The sequence below is a fragment of the Kitasatospora sp. NPDC054795 genome (genome assembly GCF_053611565.1).
In genome coordinates this window covers 17,727-33,094 of sequence record NZ_JBSHAP010000103.1, presented here as the reverse complement: position 1 = coordinate 33,094, position 15,368 = coordinate 17,727, and the positions used below count along the sequence as shown (strand labels likewise).

At 70.8% G+C, this 15,368-nt stretch carries 12 protein-coding genes and 1 pseudogene; 1 reads left to right on the top strand and 12 read right to left on the bottom strand.

Annotated elements, in window-relative coordinates; all coding sequences use genetic code 11:
- Positions 1-144 precede the first annotated feature (144 nt).
- The 9 genes from ACWGJO_RS30405 to ACWGJO_RS30365 are packed head-to-tail and all read right to left on the bottom strand — an operon-like array spanning position 145 to position 8,253.
- The gene (locus ACWGJO_RS30405; protein ID WP_452188616.1) at positions 145-1,326 is read right to left on the bottom strand and encodes an acyl-CoA dehydrogenase family protein; all 1,182 of its coding nucleotides are present in this window, start codon (positions 1,324-1,326) and stop codon (positions 145-147) included.
- A gap of 55 nt (positions 1,327-1,381) precedes the next feature.
- Positions 1,382-2,086, bottom strand: a complete 705-nt coding sequence (locus ACWGJO_RS30400; RefSeq protein ID WP_452188614.1) for a DsbA family protein — start codon at positions 2,084-2,086, stop codon at positions 1,382-1,384.
- Positions 2,086-2,847, bottom strand: coding sequence for a 3-oxoacyl-[acyl-carrier-protein] reductase (fabG, locus tag ACWGJO_RS30395; protein WP_452188622.1), 762 nt, complete (start codon positions 2,845-2,847; stop codon positions 2,086-2,088). The genes ACWGJO_RS30400 and fabG overlap by 1 nt, the downstream gene beginning before the upstream one ends.
- Before the next feature lie 2 nt (positions 2,848-2,849).
- On the bottom strand, positions 2,850-3,800 hold the full coding sequence (locus ACWGJO_RS30390; RefSeq protein ID WP_452188613.1) for a hypothetical protein: 951 nt from the start codon (positions 3,798-3,800) through the stop codon (positions 2,850-2,852).
- Positions 3,801-3,819: 19 nt separating this feature from the next.
- The gene (locus ACWGJO_RS30385) at positions 3,820-4,920 is read right to left on the bottom strand and encodes a beta-ketoacyl synthase N-terminal-like domain-containing protein (RefSeq protein ID WP_452188611.1); all 1,101 of its coding nucleotides are present in this window, start codon (positions 4,918-4,920) and stop codon (positions 3,820-3,822) included.
- Between the two features lie 8 nt (positions 4,921-4,928).
- Complete coding sequence (locus ACWGJO_RS30380; protein ID WP_452188609.1) at positions 4,929-5,897, bottom strand: hypothetical protein; 969 nt, start codon at positions 5,895-5,897, stop codon at positions 4,929-4,931.
- 12 nt (positions 5,898-5,909) lie between these two features.
- Positions 5,910-6,713 carry an alpha/beta fold hydrolase gene (locus ACWGJO_RS30375; protein WP_452188607.1) on the bottom strand — a complete coding sequence of 268 codons (804 nt, stop codon included), beginning with the start codon at positions 6,711-6,713 and terminating at the stop codon, positions 5,910-5,912.
- The gene (locus ACWGJO_RS30370) at positions 6,713-7,951 is read right to left on the bottom strand and encodes a beta-ketoacyl-[acyl-carrier-protein] synthase family protein (RefSeq protein ID WP_452188605.1); all 1,239 of its coding nucleotides are present in this window, start codon (positions 7,949-7,951) and stop codon (positions 6,713-6,715) included. Before ACWGJO_RS30370 ends, ACWGJO_RS30375 begins: the two co-directional genes overlap by 1 nt.
- A 35-nt stretch (positions 7,952-7,986) precedes the next feature.
- Positions 7,987-8,253, bottom strand: coding sequence for an acyl carrier protein (locus tag ACWGJO_RS30365; protein WP_452188603.1), 267 nt, complete (start codon positions 8,251-8,253; stop codon positions 7,987-7,989).
- Positions 8,254-8,514: 261 nt separating this feature from the next.
- Here ACWGJO_RS30365 and ACWGJO_RS30360 point away from each other — a divergent pair, with 261 nt between their 5' ends.
- Positions 8,515-9,735 (top strand): IS256 family transposase, encoded by a 1,221-nt coding sequence (locus ACWGJO_RS30360; protein ID WP_452188601.1) that lies wholly within the window; start codon positions 8,515-8,517, stop codon positions 9,733-9,735.
- A gap of 231 nt (positions 9,736-9,966) precedes the next feature.
- Here the strand turns inward: ACWGJO_RS30360 and ACWGJO_RS30355 are convergent, their stop codons facing one another.
- The 3 genes and pseudogenes from ACWGJO_RS30355 to ACWGJO_RS30345 all read right to left on the bottom strand — a co-directional run.
- On the bottom strand, positions 9,967-12,948 hold the full coding sequence (locus ACWGJO_RS30355) for a Z1 domain-containing protein (protein ID WP_452188599.1): 2,982 nt from the start codon (positions 12,946-12,948) through the stop codon (positions 9,967-9,969).
- 29 nt (positions 12,949-12,977) lie between these two features.
- A complete protein-coding gene (locus ACWGJO_RS30350; RefSeq protein ID WP_452188597.1) occupies positions 12,978-14,525 on the bottom strand; it encodes an ATP-binding protein in 1,548 nt (515 codons plus the stop codon).
- Between the two features lie 317 nt (positions 14,526-14,842).
- Positions 14,843-15,315, bottom strand: a pseudogene (locus tag ACWGJO_RS30345) (transposase); the annotation flags it as partial.
- Positions 15,316-15,368: the final 53 nt, after the last annotated feature.

The window sequence follows — 15,368 nt, the reverse complement described above, 5'->3', positions numbered from 1 at the left end:
GCCCCCGCGGCCGCCCGGGGCCCGCCCCCCCCGCGCGCTGCCGGTTGCCCCCCGGGGCGCCGCGGCCCCCCCCGGCGCGGGCCTGGGGCCCCCCCACCCCGCCCGCCCCCGCCCCCCCCGGCACCTCACGCGTCCGGGATGGGATCAGCCCACGGCCTGCGGGTACGCCCGGTCGAGCTTGCCCGAGACCAGCCCCTGGAAGAGGTTCAGCTTCTGCATCGAGGAGGTCCCCTCGATGAACTCCATCGACCGGGCGTCCCGTGCCAGCTTGTCCAGCAGCGGGTGGTCCAGTCGCGCCCCAGGTCCGAAGAACCCGCAGGCCTCCAGAGTGACCTCCTCAGCGAGCCGGGCGGCCCGCGCCTTGGCAGCGGAGGCGAGGTGGCCGTTGCCGCCGTCGGCGTCCACGGCCGCGGCGGCGGCGTGGACCAGCCGACGGGTGGCATCGATCCGGCGGCCGATCCGGTCCAACCGCTCGCGCTCGACGGGCCGCAGCGAACGACGGTGGGTGAGCACGTAGGTGTGCGCCGCCCTGGCCACGCCCAGCGCGATCGCGGCGACCCCCGGGCGCAACCGGTTGAAGGTCTGCACGAAGGCCCAGGTCCCGCGCCGGGTCCGGGGCAGATGGCGGCCGAGGACGCGCTCCTCGGGAATCTCCACCCCGTCGAGGTCGATGGCGCTGAGCCGTGCTCCCCGCAGGCCGATCGTCCGCAGCGGCTCGGCCGAGTACCCCGGTTCCGCCGTCTCGGTGAGCACCGCGGTGACCCCGAGCGGCCCCGGCCCGGTGCGCGCGAAGACCACACCGAGCTGGGCCCGGCACGCATTGCCCACGTAGCGCTTGGTGCCGGTGAGCCGCGCCCCGCCGCTCCCGTCCGGGTCGGGCGTCAGCGTGGTCCGCAGTCCACTGGCATCCGAGCCGCGGTCGGGCTCGGTCAACGCGAAGAAGGTCCAGAGCGGATCGGCCAGCATCCGGCCGTAGAACCACTCCTTCTGCTGCCGGTCGCCCAGCACCTCGAGCAGGGCCCCGGCCAGCAGCGGACCGGGCGAGGCGACCAGCATGCCGGCGTCGGCGCAGGCGAGTTCCTCCATGATGACCACGCGTTCCAGAGCCCGGTCGCCGTGGAAGCGGTGACCGCCGATGGGCTCGGGCCGGTGGCCGTACTCCGCCGGGATACCCATGGTCGCCAGGAAGCGCACCGCGGGCAGGTCGAAGTACTTGCGGATCGCCTCCGGATCACGGTCCAGTTCGAGGGCGTGCGCCCGGAAGTCGTGCCCCCATTCCTGGCACTGGGCGCTCAGCGCCCTGAACGGGCTGTCGAGCTCGAACACTTCTCCTCCTAGGAAGGTCCTGCGCGGGGCCGCCCGTACGGCGGCCGCGCCCCGGTCAGCCGCAGCCGCCGGCGTGGCCCTGGTCCGAGCCGCGGCACGGCGCCGCACTGTCGACGACGGGCAGTGCCCCTGCCGGGGGCGACTGCTCGCGCAGCAGGGCCACGAAGCCCGCCAGCCGATCCAGTCCCCAGTACCTGCTGAAGCCCTGGACGAAGAACGGCACGCCGAAGACACCGTCCCGGCACACGTCGAGCAGCAGCCGGGCGCCCTGCTCGCGCAGCTCGTCCTGGTCCGCCGCACCAGCCAACTCCTGCGGGTCGAGGCCGAGTTCGGTACCGATCCCGGCTATCACGGCCGGGTCGCAGATGTTGCGGCCCTCCTCCCAGCGGGTGCGGTACGCGGCCGCGACGAACGCGCGGCCGCGCCCCTGCCGCTCGGCGACCAGGTAGGCCAGGTGTGGGACCTCCCACACCGGGTCCTGGTCCACCGGCCAGACCAGCGGCCGGTCGAGCTGCTTGGAGAGCCTGGCGACGTCCTGCAGCACGTACAGGTGCTTGGCCCGCGACATCGCGGAGTACGGGAAGTCCCCGCCGAGTGCGCCGAGCAGCTCGGCGCTGCGCCGGTCCGGCTCCCAGAACGGGCGCCACTCGATCCGGTCCGCGATGTCGGGGTGGTGCTCGACCAACTCCCGCCAGGCGAGCCAGGAGTAGGGGCTGCGCAGCGAGAAGTAGAAACGCGGTGCGCTGGGACGGCGGGCCATCAGAGCACCAGCCCCCCGTCCACCCCGAAGACCTGGCCGGTGATGTACGAGGACCGCTCGGAGACCAGGAACGAGACCAGGTCGGCGACCTCCTCCGGACGGCCGAAGCGCTGCAGCGGGATCCGCCCCGTCATCCGCTCGCCGACCTCGGGCGTCAGCCCCGCGGTCATGTCGGTGTCGATGAACCCCGGTGCCACCACGTTGGCCCTGATCCCACGGACACCGACCTCCTTGGCCAGCGCCTTGGTGAAGCCGATGATGCCGGCCTTGGACGCCGAGTAGTTGGACTGCGTCGCGTTGCCGTACACCCCGGCGACCGAGGACATGGTGATCACCGTGCCGCTCCGGCGCTTCATCATGGCGAAGACCGCGGCGCGGCAGACGTGGTAGGTGCCGTCGAGGTTGGTGCGCAGCACGGTGTTCCAGTCCGCGGGCGGGAGCAGTACCAGGGGGTTGTCGCGCACCACCCCGGCGCTGGAGACCGCGGCGTGCAGCGGCCCGAGCTCCCGTTCCACCTCCTTGACGAAGGCGTCCACCTCGGCGGCCTCGGCGACGTCGACCCGGCGGTACACCACGGCCGCGCCGTGCTCCTGCGCCTCCTTGGCCACGGCCTCGGCGGCGCCCTGGTTGGACTGGTAGCAGAAGGCGACGTCCCAGCCGTCGGCCGCCAGCCTGTTCACCACGGCGCGTCCGATGCCCCGGGATCCCCCGGTCACCAGGGCCACCCGGCGCCGGTCGCCGCTCTGCCCGGTTGCGGACATCGTCATCCCTCTCTGTCGTTGGTCGGCTCGGCGCGCAGGACCTCGGTCCCGCGCAGGGCCACGGTGAACTGGCCCACCTCCAGCACCGGTCGGCCGTCGGCGGTGCTCGAACCGCCGAGGATCACGGTGTCCCCCAGGTCGCGGATGACCCGGACCTCGTGCTCGACGAGCTGTCCCGGGTGGACCGCCGCCCGCACCCGGCACTCCTTGGCCGCGGCCAGCAGCGCCACCTTCCCGGTGAGCACGTCCGGGTTGGGGCGCGCCCAGCACGCCAGCAGGACCGCCGCCTGCGCCCACGACTCCAGCAACTGGCCCGTCGGGTAGGCGTACCGCTCGGCCGGCGCGTCGTCGCCGAGCCCGGCGTAGCACGGCTCGGCGGCGGTCACCGCCTTGCGGGCGACCAGTCGGCGGCCCGGCTCCACCTCGACCACCCGGTCCACCAGCAGCAGCGGGTGCCGGTGCGGGATGGTCGCCTTGATCCTCCGGAGCGTCCCGACCGGGTCCGTCCCGTCGGTCGCTGCGGTGGTCGGCGCCGCGCGCGTCCCGCCCGCTTCGGCGTCCGCGTCCTCTGAGGACGCCGTCGGGTAGCGGATCCGGAGCTCGGCGGCGGGCTCACCGTTGGCGCGCAGCTCGGCGGTGGCCCGGGTGTCCGCGCCGGCCGGGGTCAGCCGCACCTCCACGAGCACCTGCTCCCCCGCCCGGACCGGCCGCAGGAACCGGGCCTTCTCCAGCACCAGTGGGAGGTCGGCCCCGCGCTCGAGTGCCGTCGAGGCCAGCGCGTGCACGTGCTGCACCAGGAAGAGGCCGGGCACCAGCGGGAAGCCCGGGTAGTGCCCGTCCAGCACCGGGTCGGCCACGGGTATCCCGACCTTCCCGTGGAGCAGGACGGTGCCGTCCCGCTCCACGGTGCGGTCCGGGCGCTCGGGCGGGTCGAACAGTTGATTGATCAGCATGAGCCTCTCCGACCGCTCCTCAGATGCCCAGCAGGGCGCAGCCGACCTGACCGTCCCGGTCGGTCCCGGTGACCAGCGCGATCTGCCCCTCGGACAGCCCGCCGCGCTCCACCGCAGCCAGTACGGCAGCCAGTTGGAGGCTGGTGGCAGCAGCGGCGGTGTCTCCGGTCAACGGCCGGCAGTCCAATCGGCGCGGCGCGGCACCGCCGAGCGCCTCGACCACCGCGTCCCACTCCTCGTCCCCGCCAAGCGGGGCCGCCAGCCGAACCTCGTCGGCGGCGCGCCCGGCCTGCTCCAGAGCCCCGCGCACACAGGCCGTCAGCGCGGCGCCCGCGGTGCCCGGAGCCTGGTGGGCCCGGAACCGCACGCCGAGCAGCCGGGCCAGCGGCCGGCGGCCGGCGGCGGCCGCCCCGGCGGCGGACTCCAGCAGGACGACGGTGCCGCCCTCGCCGAGCTCCTCCGTGCCGGTGCCGCCGGCCCACTCCAGCCAGGCCCGCTGCACCGAGTACTCCTCGACCGCGCCGCAGATCACCTGGTCGCAGTGGCCGCCCCGGTACAGGCGGACCGCGTAGTTCAGTGCGAGCAGGCCGGTCAGCCGCCCGCCCGCGATGGTGCTGTTGGGCCCCTTGATGCCGTGCCAGATGGCGCTCTGCCCGGCGGCCCGGTTCATCACCGTGTTGGGGAAGCGGGCCGGGTCGACGTGGTAGGGCTTCTCACCGGTCAGCGCGTCCCGGGTGAAGTCCATGATGCTCTGCACACTGCCGTGCCCGGTCCCCAGCACCAGGCCGACTCGTTCCGGCCGCTCCAGCAGCCCGGGGCCGCACTCCGCGATGAGCCGGTCGACGGCGGTCACGGCGAGCGCCGTGACCCGGTCCATGGTCCTGGTCCCCTTGCGGCCGAGCACCTCGGCCGCGCTGAACCCGGGAACCAGCCCGGCCCGCCGGTACGGGCCCGGGTACTGCTCCTGGTCCAGCTCGCCGACCGCGGTGCGGCCGGCCAGCACGCCGGCACCGAAGTCCTCGCGGGCCAGCCCGAAGGGCGTGACCGCCGACCAGGCGGTCAGCACCAACTCGTCCTGCGCAGCCTCGGCCTGGTCCGCTCCCCTGGCAGCCGTGGGCATCGCGGCCGTCACGCCGACCCCCGGCCGGTGATCCGGCCCGCCTTGCCGTTGATGCCGTCGAGGAGGCGGTCGTCGAAGTCCACCAGGGTCCAGTCACGCCGGTTCTCGATCACGGCCCAGCCGTGCGTGATCTTCCCGGTGGCGGTCTTCACCAGCTCGCCGTCCCGCAGCACGTAGCAGTCCATCCGCGCGGTGTAGGTGAACCGCTTGAAGACGTTCTCGACGGTGTAGACGGTGTAGACGGTCTCCTCCATCCGCGCCTCGTCGAGGATCTCGATGACGGAGTGCGGGACGACCGGGATCCAGTCCTGCTCGTCGAGCAGGGTCTTGATGGAGACGCCGCGGTCCTCCAGGAACAGGTCCACGACTTCCTCCATCAGGCGAAGGTAGCCGGACATCTGCACGCGCTCGGTGAAGTGGCAGTAGAAGTACGGCATCCGCCAGGCCCAGCCGAAGGAGTTGGTGCCGGCCGTCAGCGCGGCCAGCGGGTCCCCCCCGACCCCGACCGGCTCGACGGCCGGGCTCGCGGCCGCGGCGCCGAGCCGGTCGACGACGAACGGCGCCAGTTCGGCCGGCGCCGGCTCGGCCGCGTGGCCGCGCGGATCCAGGCGCAGCTGGACGGCGACCTTCGAGACGACCGCCCGAACCTGCTCGCCGTCGCGCTCGACGGTCAGCTCCACGGCGAAGCCGGCCCCCCGCTCGGTGTGGCCGGTCGGGCGCACGGTGGCGGTGGCGATGTCGTCGATGTGGAAGGCGGTGAGGATCTTGGTGTCGATCCTGGTGATGTCGGTGCCCAGGCCGAAACGCTCGTAGAGCTCGCCGGCCGGGTGGCCCTGCTGGCGGAAGTGGTCGTACACCGCCTCTTCCACCATGTAGTTGACGTGCTTGAAGCCGATCCAGGTGCAGATGTTGGACCCCTCGTATCGGGGTCGGAGCTGGGTCTGGGTGACGGCGTCAGTGGTCGTGCGCTGGCTCATGTCGGCTCCGGGTCAAGTGGTAAGGAGGTCTGTGTCGTTCAGGAACTCGGCCACCAACCGGGCCATCGGGTCCGGCTGTTCGACCATCGGGAAGTGTCGGCCGCCCTCGACCAGGTGGTAGCGCCCGTCGGGCAACCGGTCCGCGAGCAGCCTGCCCTCCTCGGCGGGCGCGGCGATGTCCCGCTCGCCGGAGACCACCAGGACCGGTACCCGCACGGCCGCGAGGTCCAGGAAGGGCGAGCGCAGGTAGGTCTCGAAGAACCTCATCCAGCCGTACGGGCCCACCTGGTCGCGCAGTTTGGCAGCCAGCCAGTCACGGTGGGCTTGGGAGTACCGGCCGGTGTCGGCGACTTCCAGGGCCTCCGCGAAGGTCCGGTGGAACTCGTTCAGGCAGTAGGTGATCGTCCGCCAGTCGAAGTCCTCGGGGTCGGACCGGTGGAAGGGGTTCATCAGGACGGTGGGCCGAGGCCGGATCCGCCCCCGGGCGAAGGCCTCGACCAGCAGGCCGGCCGAGAAGGAGTGGGCCACCAGTGCGTCGAAGCCCTCGTCCACCACCTCGGCCAGTAGGCCCACCGGGTCCGCCTGTCGGCTCCAGCCGTTGTCCGCCATCGCGAGCCACGGCAGTTCGACGTCCCAGAGTTCCAGCCGGCCGGCCGCCTGCGCCAGGGAGTCGGTGAAGCGGTCCCAGACGGAGGGCCTTCCGCCCAGGCCGTGCAGCAGCAGTACGCGGACCGGGCCGCCGGACCCTGCGGGGCCGGCCGGACCGGCCGGTCGGCGGAGACACGGCCGTCCGGCGCCGGTCGTCGCCCCCGCCATCACTCCGGCCCGTAGCGGCCGAGGATCAGCACGGCGTTGTTGCCGCCGAAGGCGAGGGCGTTGTTCTGCACCACCCGCACATCGGCCTCGCGAGCGTGGTTGGGCACCGGGTCGAGACCGCACTCCTCGTCGGTCACCCGGTGGTTGACGGTGGGAGGGATGAAGCCCTCGGTGATGGCCAGTGCACAGGCCGCCGAGGCGAGCGCGCTGGCCGCGCCCATGGTGTGCCCGAGCATGCCCTTGACCGAGACGGTCGGCGGCGGCTCGGCGAAGACCTGACGGATCGCGCCCGCCTCCGTCACGTCGTTGGCCTTGGTGCCGGTGCCGTGCGCGGAGATGAAGTCGACCTGCTCGGGCTTCACCCCGGCATTGCGGTGCGCCAACTCGATGCACCGGGCCAGCGAGTCCCGGTCCGGTGCCACCGGGTGGTGCGCATCGCAGTTGAGCCCGTACCCCAGCACCTCGGCGTAGATCCGGGCGCCGCGCCGCAACGCCGACTCCAGGCTCTCCATCAGCAGGATCCCCGCGCCCTCACCAGTGAGGATGCCCTTGCGGTCCCGGTCGAATGGCTGGCACACGTCCGGCGCGATGGTGCCCAGGCGGTAGAACCCGGTGAAGGTCTTTCGGCAGATCGCGTCCGCGCCGCCGGCCAGCACCACCTCGACCTCACCGGCCCGGATCGCGTCGTACCCGGAACCGATCGCGTAGTTGCCGGCCGCGCAGGCGGTCGGAATGGTGACCGCCTCCGCGTCGACCAGCTCCAACTCCCGGACAACGCTGCTGGAGAGCAGTCCGGCCGTCGCCCGTCTCGCCACTGCTGGATCCAACGCACCGTAGCCCTCGGCGAGTTGACGCCCAACCAGTTCGTCCAGGTCACGCGACTCGCCGTCGGTGGTGCCGACCGAGACCAGTACCCGTCGGCCCCTGAGGTCCGCCGGCTCCAGTCCCGCGTCGGCGGCGGCCATCCTGGCCGCCGCCACCGAGAACTGGGCGGCCCGGCCGAGCTCGTCCGGATCCACCGTCCTGATCCAGTCGGCGGGCTCGAAATCCTCGATCCCGCAGCCGTTGGAGTACGCGAAGCCGGCCGTGTCGAAAGCGGTGATCGGCTTGACCGCACTGCGACCAGAACGCAGTCCCGCCAGGAACTCCGGCACACCGATGCCGATACTGGTGACCACCCCGAGCCCGGTGATCACCACCCGGTGCGGCGCCCTGCGCGCCCTCTCTACCTCGTCCACCCTGTGCCCCTCCGTCCGCGCCAGGCTTCCGTCGGTTACTTGGACGCGTCCTCGACGACGGCGACCACGCCGTCCAGGTTGACCATGCGGGTGAGCTGTGACTGGTCGATCTCCACGTCGAAGGTGCGCTCCAGCGACGAGAGGATCTCGATCGAACCGAGCGAGTCGGCGCCGTGAACCTCCTTGAAGAGACTGGTGTCGGTCATCTCCTCGGGCTCGATTTCCAGGATCTCGCAGACAATGTCCTTGATCTGCGCACGCTGCTCGACAGTGAGCTTCGCGACGCTGTCGGTGCTGGGCATGTCGCCTCCAGAAGGTGTTCGGTCAGCTTGTGCCAGCGATTCTTGCCACCACGCCTGACGCCGGACTGACGCCAGACTGACAGTGCCGCCCCACGCCCCAAGAGCCCCGGCCGCCGCACCGACCACCCGCCCGAACGTTCCTTCGCCCAGGATGGCGTCCCGCCGAGTGGTGTAGCAGGGATCTTGACGTAAACCCCTGGTCATAAAGGAGCCATCGCGCAACTCTCCGAGTAGGCATGCTCGTTGAGTGAGAGGTGCGCGATGGCCTTGTCCCAGTCTGACCTACTCCGCCTCATGGAGTCACTGCGTACGGCGGACGGAATCGAGTTGATCAGGAGCCTCGCGCAGCGGCTCCTGCAGGAGCTGATCGAGGCCGAGGCGACCGCCCGGATCGGCGCCGAGCCGGGCGAGCACGCCGACGCCCGCACCACCTGGCGCAACGGCCACCGCGACAAGACCCTGACCACGCAGGCCGGCGACCTGGAGCTCGCCATCCCCAAGGTCCGCACCGGCAGCTTCTTCCCCAGCCTGCTGGAGCGACGCCGCCGCATCGACCAGGCCCTCTACGCGGTCATCATGGAGGCCTACGTCCTGGGCGTGTCCACCCGCTCGGTCGACGACCTGGTCAAAGCCCTCGGCGCGGACACCGGGATCTCCAGGAGCGAGGTCTCCAGGATCTGCGCGGACCTGGACGAACAGCTCACCGCCTTCCGCGACCGGCCCCTCGGCCACACCCGCTTCCCCTACGTCTACTTGGACGCGACCTACTGCAAGGCCCGGGTGAACCACCGGATCGTCTCCCGGGCCGTGGTCGTGGCGACCGGCATCACCGAGGACGGCGGCCGCGAGGTGCTTGGGCGGATGGTCGGCGACAGCGAGACCGAGCTGTTCCGGGCCGAGTTCCTGCGCTCCCTGCGCGAGCGCGGTCTGACCGGAGTGCGGCTGGTCATCGGCGACCACCACAGTGGCCTGGTCAAGGCGATCCGCAAGGTCATGCTCGGCGCCGCCTACCAGCGCTGTCGCGTCCACTTCCTGCGGAACGCCTTCGCGGTGATCCCGAAGGAGGCCGGCGAGATGGTGGCCGCGACGATCCGCACGATCTCCGCCCAGCCGGCCGAGGCCGCGGTCCGATCGCAGCTGGACACCGTCACAGAGATGCTCGGAAAGCAGTTCCCCAAGGTCAGCCAGATGCTGCTGGAGGCCAAGGACGACCTGACCGCCTTCGCGGCCTTTCCCGAGCGACATTGGAAGAAGATCCAGTCCACGAACCCGCTGGAGCGGATCAACCGCGAGATCAAGCGCCGCACCGACGTCGTCCAGGTCTTCCCCAACGACGACGCGCTCCTACGGCTGGTCACCGCCGTGCTCTTCGAGATGCACGACGAATGGATCGCCTTCCCCCGTCGCTACCTGCCCGAGGCCAGCATGGAGAAGATCTACCCCAACGAGCCCAGCCGGAGCGAACTCCCGCCTACTTCATGACCGTTGGCCTACGACCACTACACCACTTCATGGGACGCGACCCACCCGGCTGCGGAACTGGGCGATCGACGGCACGTGGGAACGGGGTCTTCACCGCCCTGCTCGCGCCTGATACGCGCTTCCGTCTAGTCTTACCTGGCCTGTGCGCAGGCTTGCGCGTGCCCGTCGGGCGGCCGCACGTGGTGCCTGCCGGTCTGATAGGCCGTCCGGCAGGCACCACGCTGCCCGCTGTCAGTCGGCGGGTGCCTCGACGATCGCGCTGTCGCGGTGGCGGGAGTCCCTGGCCTGGAAGCGGAGGAGGCGCCGGGTGGAGTCGGTGGCGGACTCCGGCGGGATGAGGGTGAATGCCACGACGACCTTGGACGGGTCGGCCTCGCCTCGGCTGACCGCGGCCGCCACGTCCGCTTCGGTCTTTCCCTCAACGACCGGGTAAAGCAGTGCCACACCGGTCCGCGGGCCCGCGCCGCCGCCCGGTTCGGCGGCCGGGTCAGCAGCCGCCTCGATCAGCCGCTTCGCCAGCTGCTGGTGCTCGACGCCGGCGATGCGGCTGAAGGAGGGCTTGCCCTCCTGTCGGCTGCGGCGGACGAGCGACATCGGCACCGAACCCGCTACGGATGCGTCGATCCGGCTGCTCTGAGAGTGCTGGGGGGCGATCAGGAGCCAGTCTTCGACGGTTGCCAGGCGGCCATCGAGCTGCGCGAGGTAGTTCAGGTGCGGCTGGAAGTGGCCTTCGTGCTCCCACTCCAGGCTGCTGAGAACGGCCAGCAGCCTGGAGTGGCTGACGCGTGCTGTCAGCGCGGAGAAGGAGCGCCCTGGGCCGTCGTGGCCGTCGCCCGGCACGGTGAAGGCGGCAGGCTGGGAGGTGAGGGTGTGCAGCAGGGGGCGCCACCGTTCGGTGTTGCGCTCCAGGGCCTTCGCGCTCAGGGGGTAGGCCGCAGGCTCGATGGGTCGGCCCGGGGAGCGTATCTCGACGAGCTCGGCGTTGAACATCTTGTTGCGGGCCGAGGGCTTGACCCAGGACAGGTGCTGCGCGACCAGCGGCGGGACCTGGGCGGGAATGACCTGGGGCTTCCCGTCGACGAGCACCGCGTACTGGGCGAGCTGCTCGCGGAAGACCTCCTCGTCCCGGCAGATCGCCTCGAAGGCCTCGTAGAGGTCCGCGGTCGAGGTCTTCGTCATGGGCTCCTCGCGTCCGATGTACAGGCGCACGAGGTCGCGGTAGCCGGGGCGGAACCCGAACCAGCGGCCCATCTGCATGAGGGTGTCCGCCTGGCGGGTCGTACGCCGGTAGTAGGTGACGGTGAGGCCCTCGACGGTGAAGCCGCGGGAGAGCTTGGTGCCGCCCACGAGGATCTTCCACACGTTGGGGGTGCGGTCGAAGTCGAGGTCCAGCTGCGCGAAGTAGCGGTCCGAGTCCCCGTTGACGACCACGACGGGGTTGCCTCCCTTGCCGATCAGTTGCTTTGCACGGCTGATGTAAGGGCGCAGTTCGTCGTAGGCGGCGGGGTTGGGCAGGTCTGCGGCGCGGGTCCGGGAGACGGGGGAGAAGTCGGCGGCCCACAGGCCTGCGAGGCGGGCGTGGCCTTCTGTGGAGGTGTAGCCGGCCTGGTGCCACATGGTGTTGATGCGCAGGGCGAGCTCGGCGTGGTCGTCGGTGCGGACGGACTGGTGGACGAGCATGGTGTGGTGGCGGAAGGGGCCGTCGGGTACGCCGTGGTCGGCGCGGTAGAGCTTCAGTGCCCCGGTGAGGAGGAAGCTGTCCATGGCTTCCTGCAGTCGGTCGCCGGTGTGGTCCCAGATACCGCGGACATGGGCTTCCTGCTGGGAGTTGGCGGTGGTGCGCTCTGCGGGGTCGAGCGGCGAGTCGAGGTCGTGGAAGTCCTGAACGCCCATGTACCCGTGGGGGCGGGGGAGGGAGATGAGGAAGTCGCTGGGGAAGATGTCCTCGGTGTCGCCGGGGTCGATGAAGACGTTGGCGAACGGGGTTGCGGTGTAGCCGACGTACTGGGCACGCGGCAGGAGGCCGAGGAGCTCGGATATCAGGCCGTTGATGGCTGTGCGCTCGGTGGAGCCCTTCTCCCACTTCTTGGGGTCAGTGGTGTTGACGGAGGCCTGGTCGGACTCGTCGTCGATGATGAGGGTCGGCAGTTCGCCGAGGATGCCGCGGATCTGCTTGAGATCCTTGACCAGCTTGGTCAGGACGGCCTTGTTCTTCTTGACGACCATGATGCGGGCGGCCGCGTGGTGCAGGTTGGTCGGGTCATGGAGGGGGAGGGTGTGGTCGCGCTTCTCGACTTCCAGGACACGGATGCCCTGCGCGAGGCTCTTGTAGTCGTTGTCGCGGGTGGTGAGGCGCTCGATGTCGAAGGCCCGCAGCATGGAGGGGCGGGCTCCGTGCTTGACGAAGACGTCCCAGTCGGCGTCGTCGCCGACATAGTCGATTCCGACGAGGGTGTCGACGTCCTCCGGGTCGGCTCCGCGGAGGATGTTCTCCTGGCCGACCAGTTCCATGTCGAGGCGGCGCTGGGTCTGGGCGCGAAGAAGGTTGAGGGTTCCTCCGAGGACGATGACCAGGCGGTATCCGGCGTCGATGGCCTTCGCGGTGACGCCGGTGAAGTTGGCGGTCTTGCCGGACTGCACGTAGCCGACGACCAGGCCCTTGGCCTGGCGGGCCTCGCTCTCCTCGGGGTCGGTGAGTCTTTCGACGACGGCTCGGCTCGCTTCGTCCAGGCTCGCGACGGCGGCGTCGCTCCAGCCCTTCTCGCGGAGCTTGCGTTCGTAGGCGGGCCAGTAGAAGGCGCGGGAGGCGGCGCGCTCCGGCGTGTACCAGGGGGTGTGTTCGCGGGCGATGACGACGGCGCCTGCGGCGCGGGCGAGGGGGACGGCGGTGTCGAGGGCCTTGCGGAGGTCGTCGCCGAGGCGGAGGCGTTCGTGGGCTGCGGTGCGGCGTTCGTCGGTGCGGGGCTCGGTGTCGGGTGACCAGCGGGGGTTCTCGGAGAAGTCCCAGGCGGTCAGTGCGCGGGACCACAGTGCGGTGAGTGCTCCGCCGTACAGGCCGTCCTCGGCGAGGCGGGTGCGGAAGGCTTCCTCGCTGAGGTCGGCGCCCGGGAAGTCGTCCTCGGCGGCGAGCTCTGCCGTCTTCGCGAAGTGGCGGGGGCTGGTGGCCATCCCGTTCAGGACTGCGGTGTGGATCTCAAGGAGTATGTCGGTCACGTCGTGTCCCTCGGTTCGGGCAGCAGCGGTCAGGAGTTGGGGCGGTGGCGGCGTTCGCGCTGGGCGTGCACCGAGGCCAGCAGGATGCTGTTCCAGTAGTCGATGCGGTCTGCCCGCTTCCGTTCCCAGCGGCCGAGCCCGAAGCAGTCCTGGAGAAGCAGGTAGAGCAGGGTCTTCGTCACGGGGGCGTCGTTGGAGCCGCCGCGCCGGCCGTCGTTGAAGTCTTCCCTGAAGGCCTTGTTGAGGAGGATGGCGTGGCTGTCGCGGTCCAGGTCGAAGAACTTGTCCTCGGGGAGGGAGACCCATTCCGCACGGATCGGGTCCTCTGCTGCCTTGACGGGGAGCTCCTCCCGCACGGCGCGCTTGACCATGGGGTCGAAACCCTTGCCCGGCTCGATCACCGGGGCCCTCTCGATAGTCGAGCGTGAGGCGCCCTCCCGGTAGGCGGCCTCGGCGTCGGCGAGGAAGGCGCTGAACGGGCTGTCCTCGGAGTCGGCTGCCTGCTCGACGCCGTGGGTGAAGGCAGGGGTGACCTCGACTCCGTCCTTCTTCACGGTGAGGCTGAATACCCCGTCCGAGTCCTGGGGCAGGTCCACGGCGATGCGGGCCAGCACCAGGTGGCCCTCGCTGGCGCGCAGGTTGTTCCAGCCTCCGGCCTGTACGAGGCGGTCGTTGCGGTAGAAGTAGAAGCCCTGGCGCTCCTGGAGGGGCCCGATCTGGCGGAAGCCCGCGTGGCCGGACTTGGCGGGCCAGATGTGGGCTTCGAGGGCGAGTTCGCCGACGCCCTTCACCGGGGCGAGGAACTTCTTCGGGTAGCCGGGCTTGCCGGGCACCTTGTAGCCGAAGGGGTCCAGGGGGTCGACGCTGATGTGGTCGGTCTCGTCCCCGGTCGACACGTCCCAGACAGCGATGTCGAGCGAGAGGCCGCAGGAGAGGAAGCGGTGCAGGTAGAGGCCTAGGTGCGTCTCAAGCTGGGATATCGCCTTGGAGAGGAACTGTTCGCTCTGCCCCGGGGCGACGGTGTCGAAGGCCCGCACGTTGTCCCAGCGCACGATCGTGCCCTGCCATTCGATCAGGCCGTCGTAGACATCGATCTGCTGCTGGGCGAACCGGGGGTCGACGGTGTCGCAGCGGAAGCCGTCCTCGATGCCCTCGTGGGTGATCTTGCGTCCTGCGGGCGCGCTGCGCCGGGTACGGCTGATCACCGTGAGGGACTCGGCGTGCGACAGCGAACCGGCTTTGAGGCCGGTGCCGTACATGCCGAGGGCACTGCTGCCGTAGTCGCGGCGGCGGCCGACAGTCATCGCGCTGTCGAGTCCGGCGGCATCCATGCCCCGGCCGTTATCCAGGACCAGCAGCGAGACTATGCGGTCGGCGTCGCGCAGGAAGTGCACCACGACCGCGTCCGCGCCGGCGTCGATGGAGTTGTCGACAAGGTCGGCGACCGCTGCTTCGAAGCTGTAGCCCTGATTGGTCAAGGCCTTCGCGTACCCGGCGTCCGGCGGCAGGCGCGTACTGCCCTGCGTCGGCACGTCGTACTTCCAGTTGGCGCGGAGGGAGGAGGCCGATGGGGACATGCGTTCGCAGCTCCTTGGACACGCAGAGCCGGGCCTGCGCGGAGGAAGCGGCGGCCCGTCAGTTTCCAGCACTTTCACGGACTGGAATGCCGGGGGACGTCCTGCGGGAGGCCCTGCCATCCGGGTCCGGGACGAGACCTGCCGACACGTCGGCACACCGAATACCTGGGCAGCATTTCGCCGTTTGCCCTCGTCAGGTGGCGAGTGTAGCGGGGCGGTGAATAGCCGCGGGCAGAGATGCGCAGAAACGGCAGATTGATCAGCAGCCGAACTCTGGCATGGAACACGCCATTCTTTGAAGGCAGGAACGGGATGTCCTTGCGTTTACGGTTGGCGATCTGGTCGGCGGGCTGCGGGATGACCGCGCGGATGCTCCGTCGGCACAGGTGCTCGTGGCTGGCCCTCGACGAGTAGCCCGGTCGCCCAGGACCACGACGGGTCGGGTGCGGGGCCGTCCGACCGGCCTGGGCACGCGCAGGGCGGCCATGACGTGTTCGAAGGTGGGTGCGTCTCCGGCCTGGCCGGGTGTGAGGTGGAAGCACAGCGGGCGTCCGCGGCGAGGTGGATCTTGGTGGTCAGCCCGCCACGGGAACGCCCGATGGCGCGGTGATCGGGCTCGTCGGCTGGGGCCCTTTTGACGGGCCCCGGCCGCGTTCTGGTGGGCGCGCACGATCGTGGAGCCGACCGAGACGACCAGTCCAGGTCGCCCTCGGCGTCGGCCTGCGCGAGCAGGGCGGTGAAGACCCCGTTCCCACGTGCCGTCGATCGCCCAGTTCCGCAGCCGGGTGTAGACGCCCTCTCTTCACCCGGGGCCCCGAGGGGGACTCCCGGGTGATCCTGCAC

Excerpts from the sequence above, each read along its gene's own strand:
- ACWGJO_RS30375 (WP_452188607.1), bottom strand. The coding sequence starts at position 6,713 with ATGGCGGGGGCGACGACCGGCGCCGGACGGCCGTGTCTCCGCCGACCG.
- ACWGJO_RS30400 (WP_452188614.1), bottom strand. The coding sequence starts at position 2,086 with ATGGCCCGCCGTCCCAGCGCACCGCGTTTCTACTTCTCGCTGCGCAGC.
- ACWGJO_RS30380 (WP_452188609.1), bottom strand. The coding sequence starts at position 5,897 with ATGAGCCAGCGCACGACCACTGACGCCGTCACCCAGACCCAGCTCCGA.
- ACWGJO_RS30360 (WP_452188601.1), top strand. The coding sequence starts at position 8,515 with ATGGCCTTGTCCCAGTCTGACCTACTCCGCCTCATGGAGTCACTGCGT.
- ACWGJO_RS30365 (WP_452188603.1), bottom strand. The coding sequence starts at position 8,253 with ATGCCCAGCACCGACAGCGTCGCGAAGCTCACTGTCGAGCAGCGTGCG.
- ACWGJO_RS30350 (WP_452188597.1), bottom strand. The coding sequence starts at position 14,525 with ATGTCCCCATCGGCCTCCTCCCTCCGCGCCAACTGGAAGTACGACGTG.
- fabG (WP_452188622.1), bottom strand. The coding sequence starts at position 2,847 with ATGTCCGCAACCGGGCAGAGCGGCGACCGGCGCCGGGTGGCCCTGGTG.
- ACWGJO_RS30390 (WP_452188613.1), bottom strand. The coding sequence starts at position 3,800 with ATGCTGATCAATCAACTGTTCGACCCGCCCGAGCGCCCGGACCGCACC.
- ACWGJO_RS30385 (WP_452188611.1), bottom strand. The coding sequence starts at position 4,920 with ATGCCCACGGCTGCCAGGGGAGCGGACCAGGCCGAGGCTGCGCAGGAC.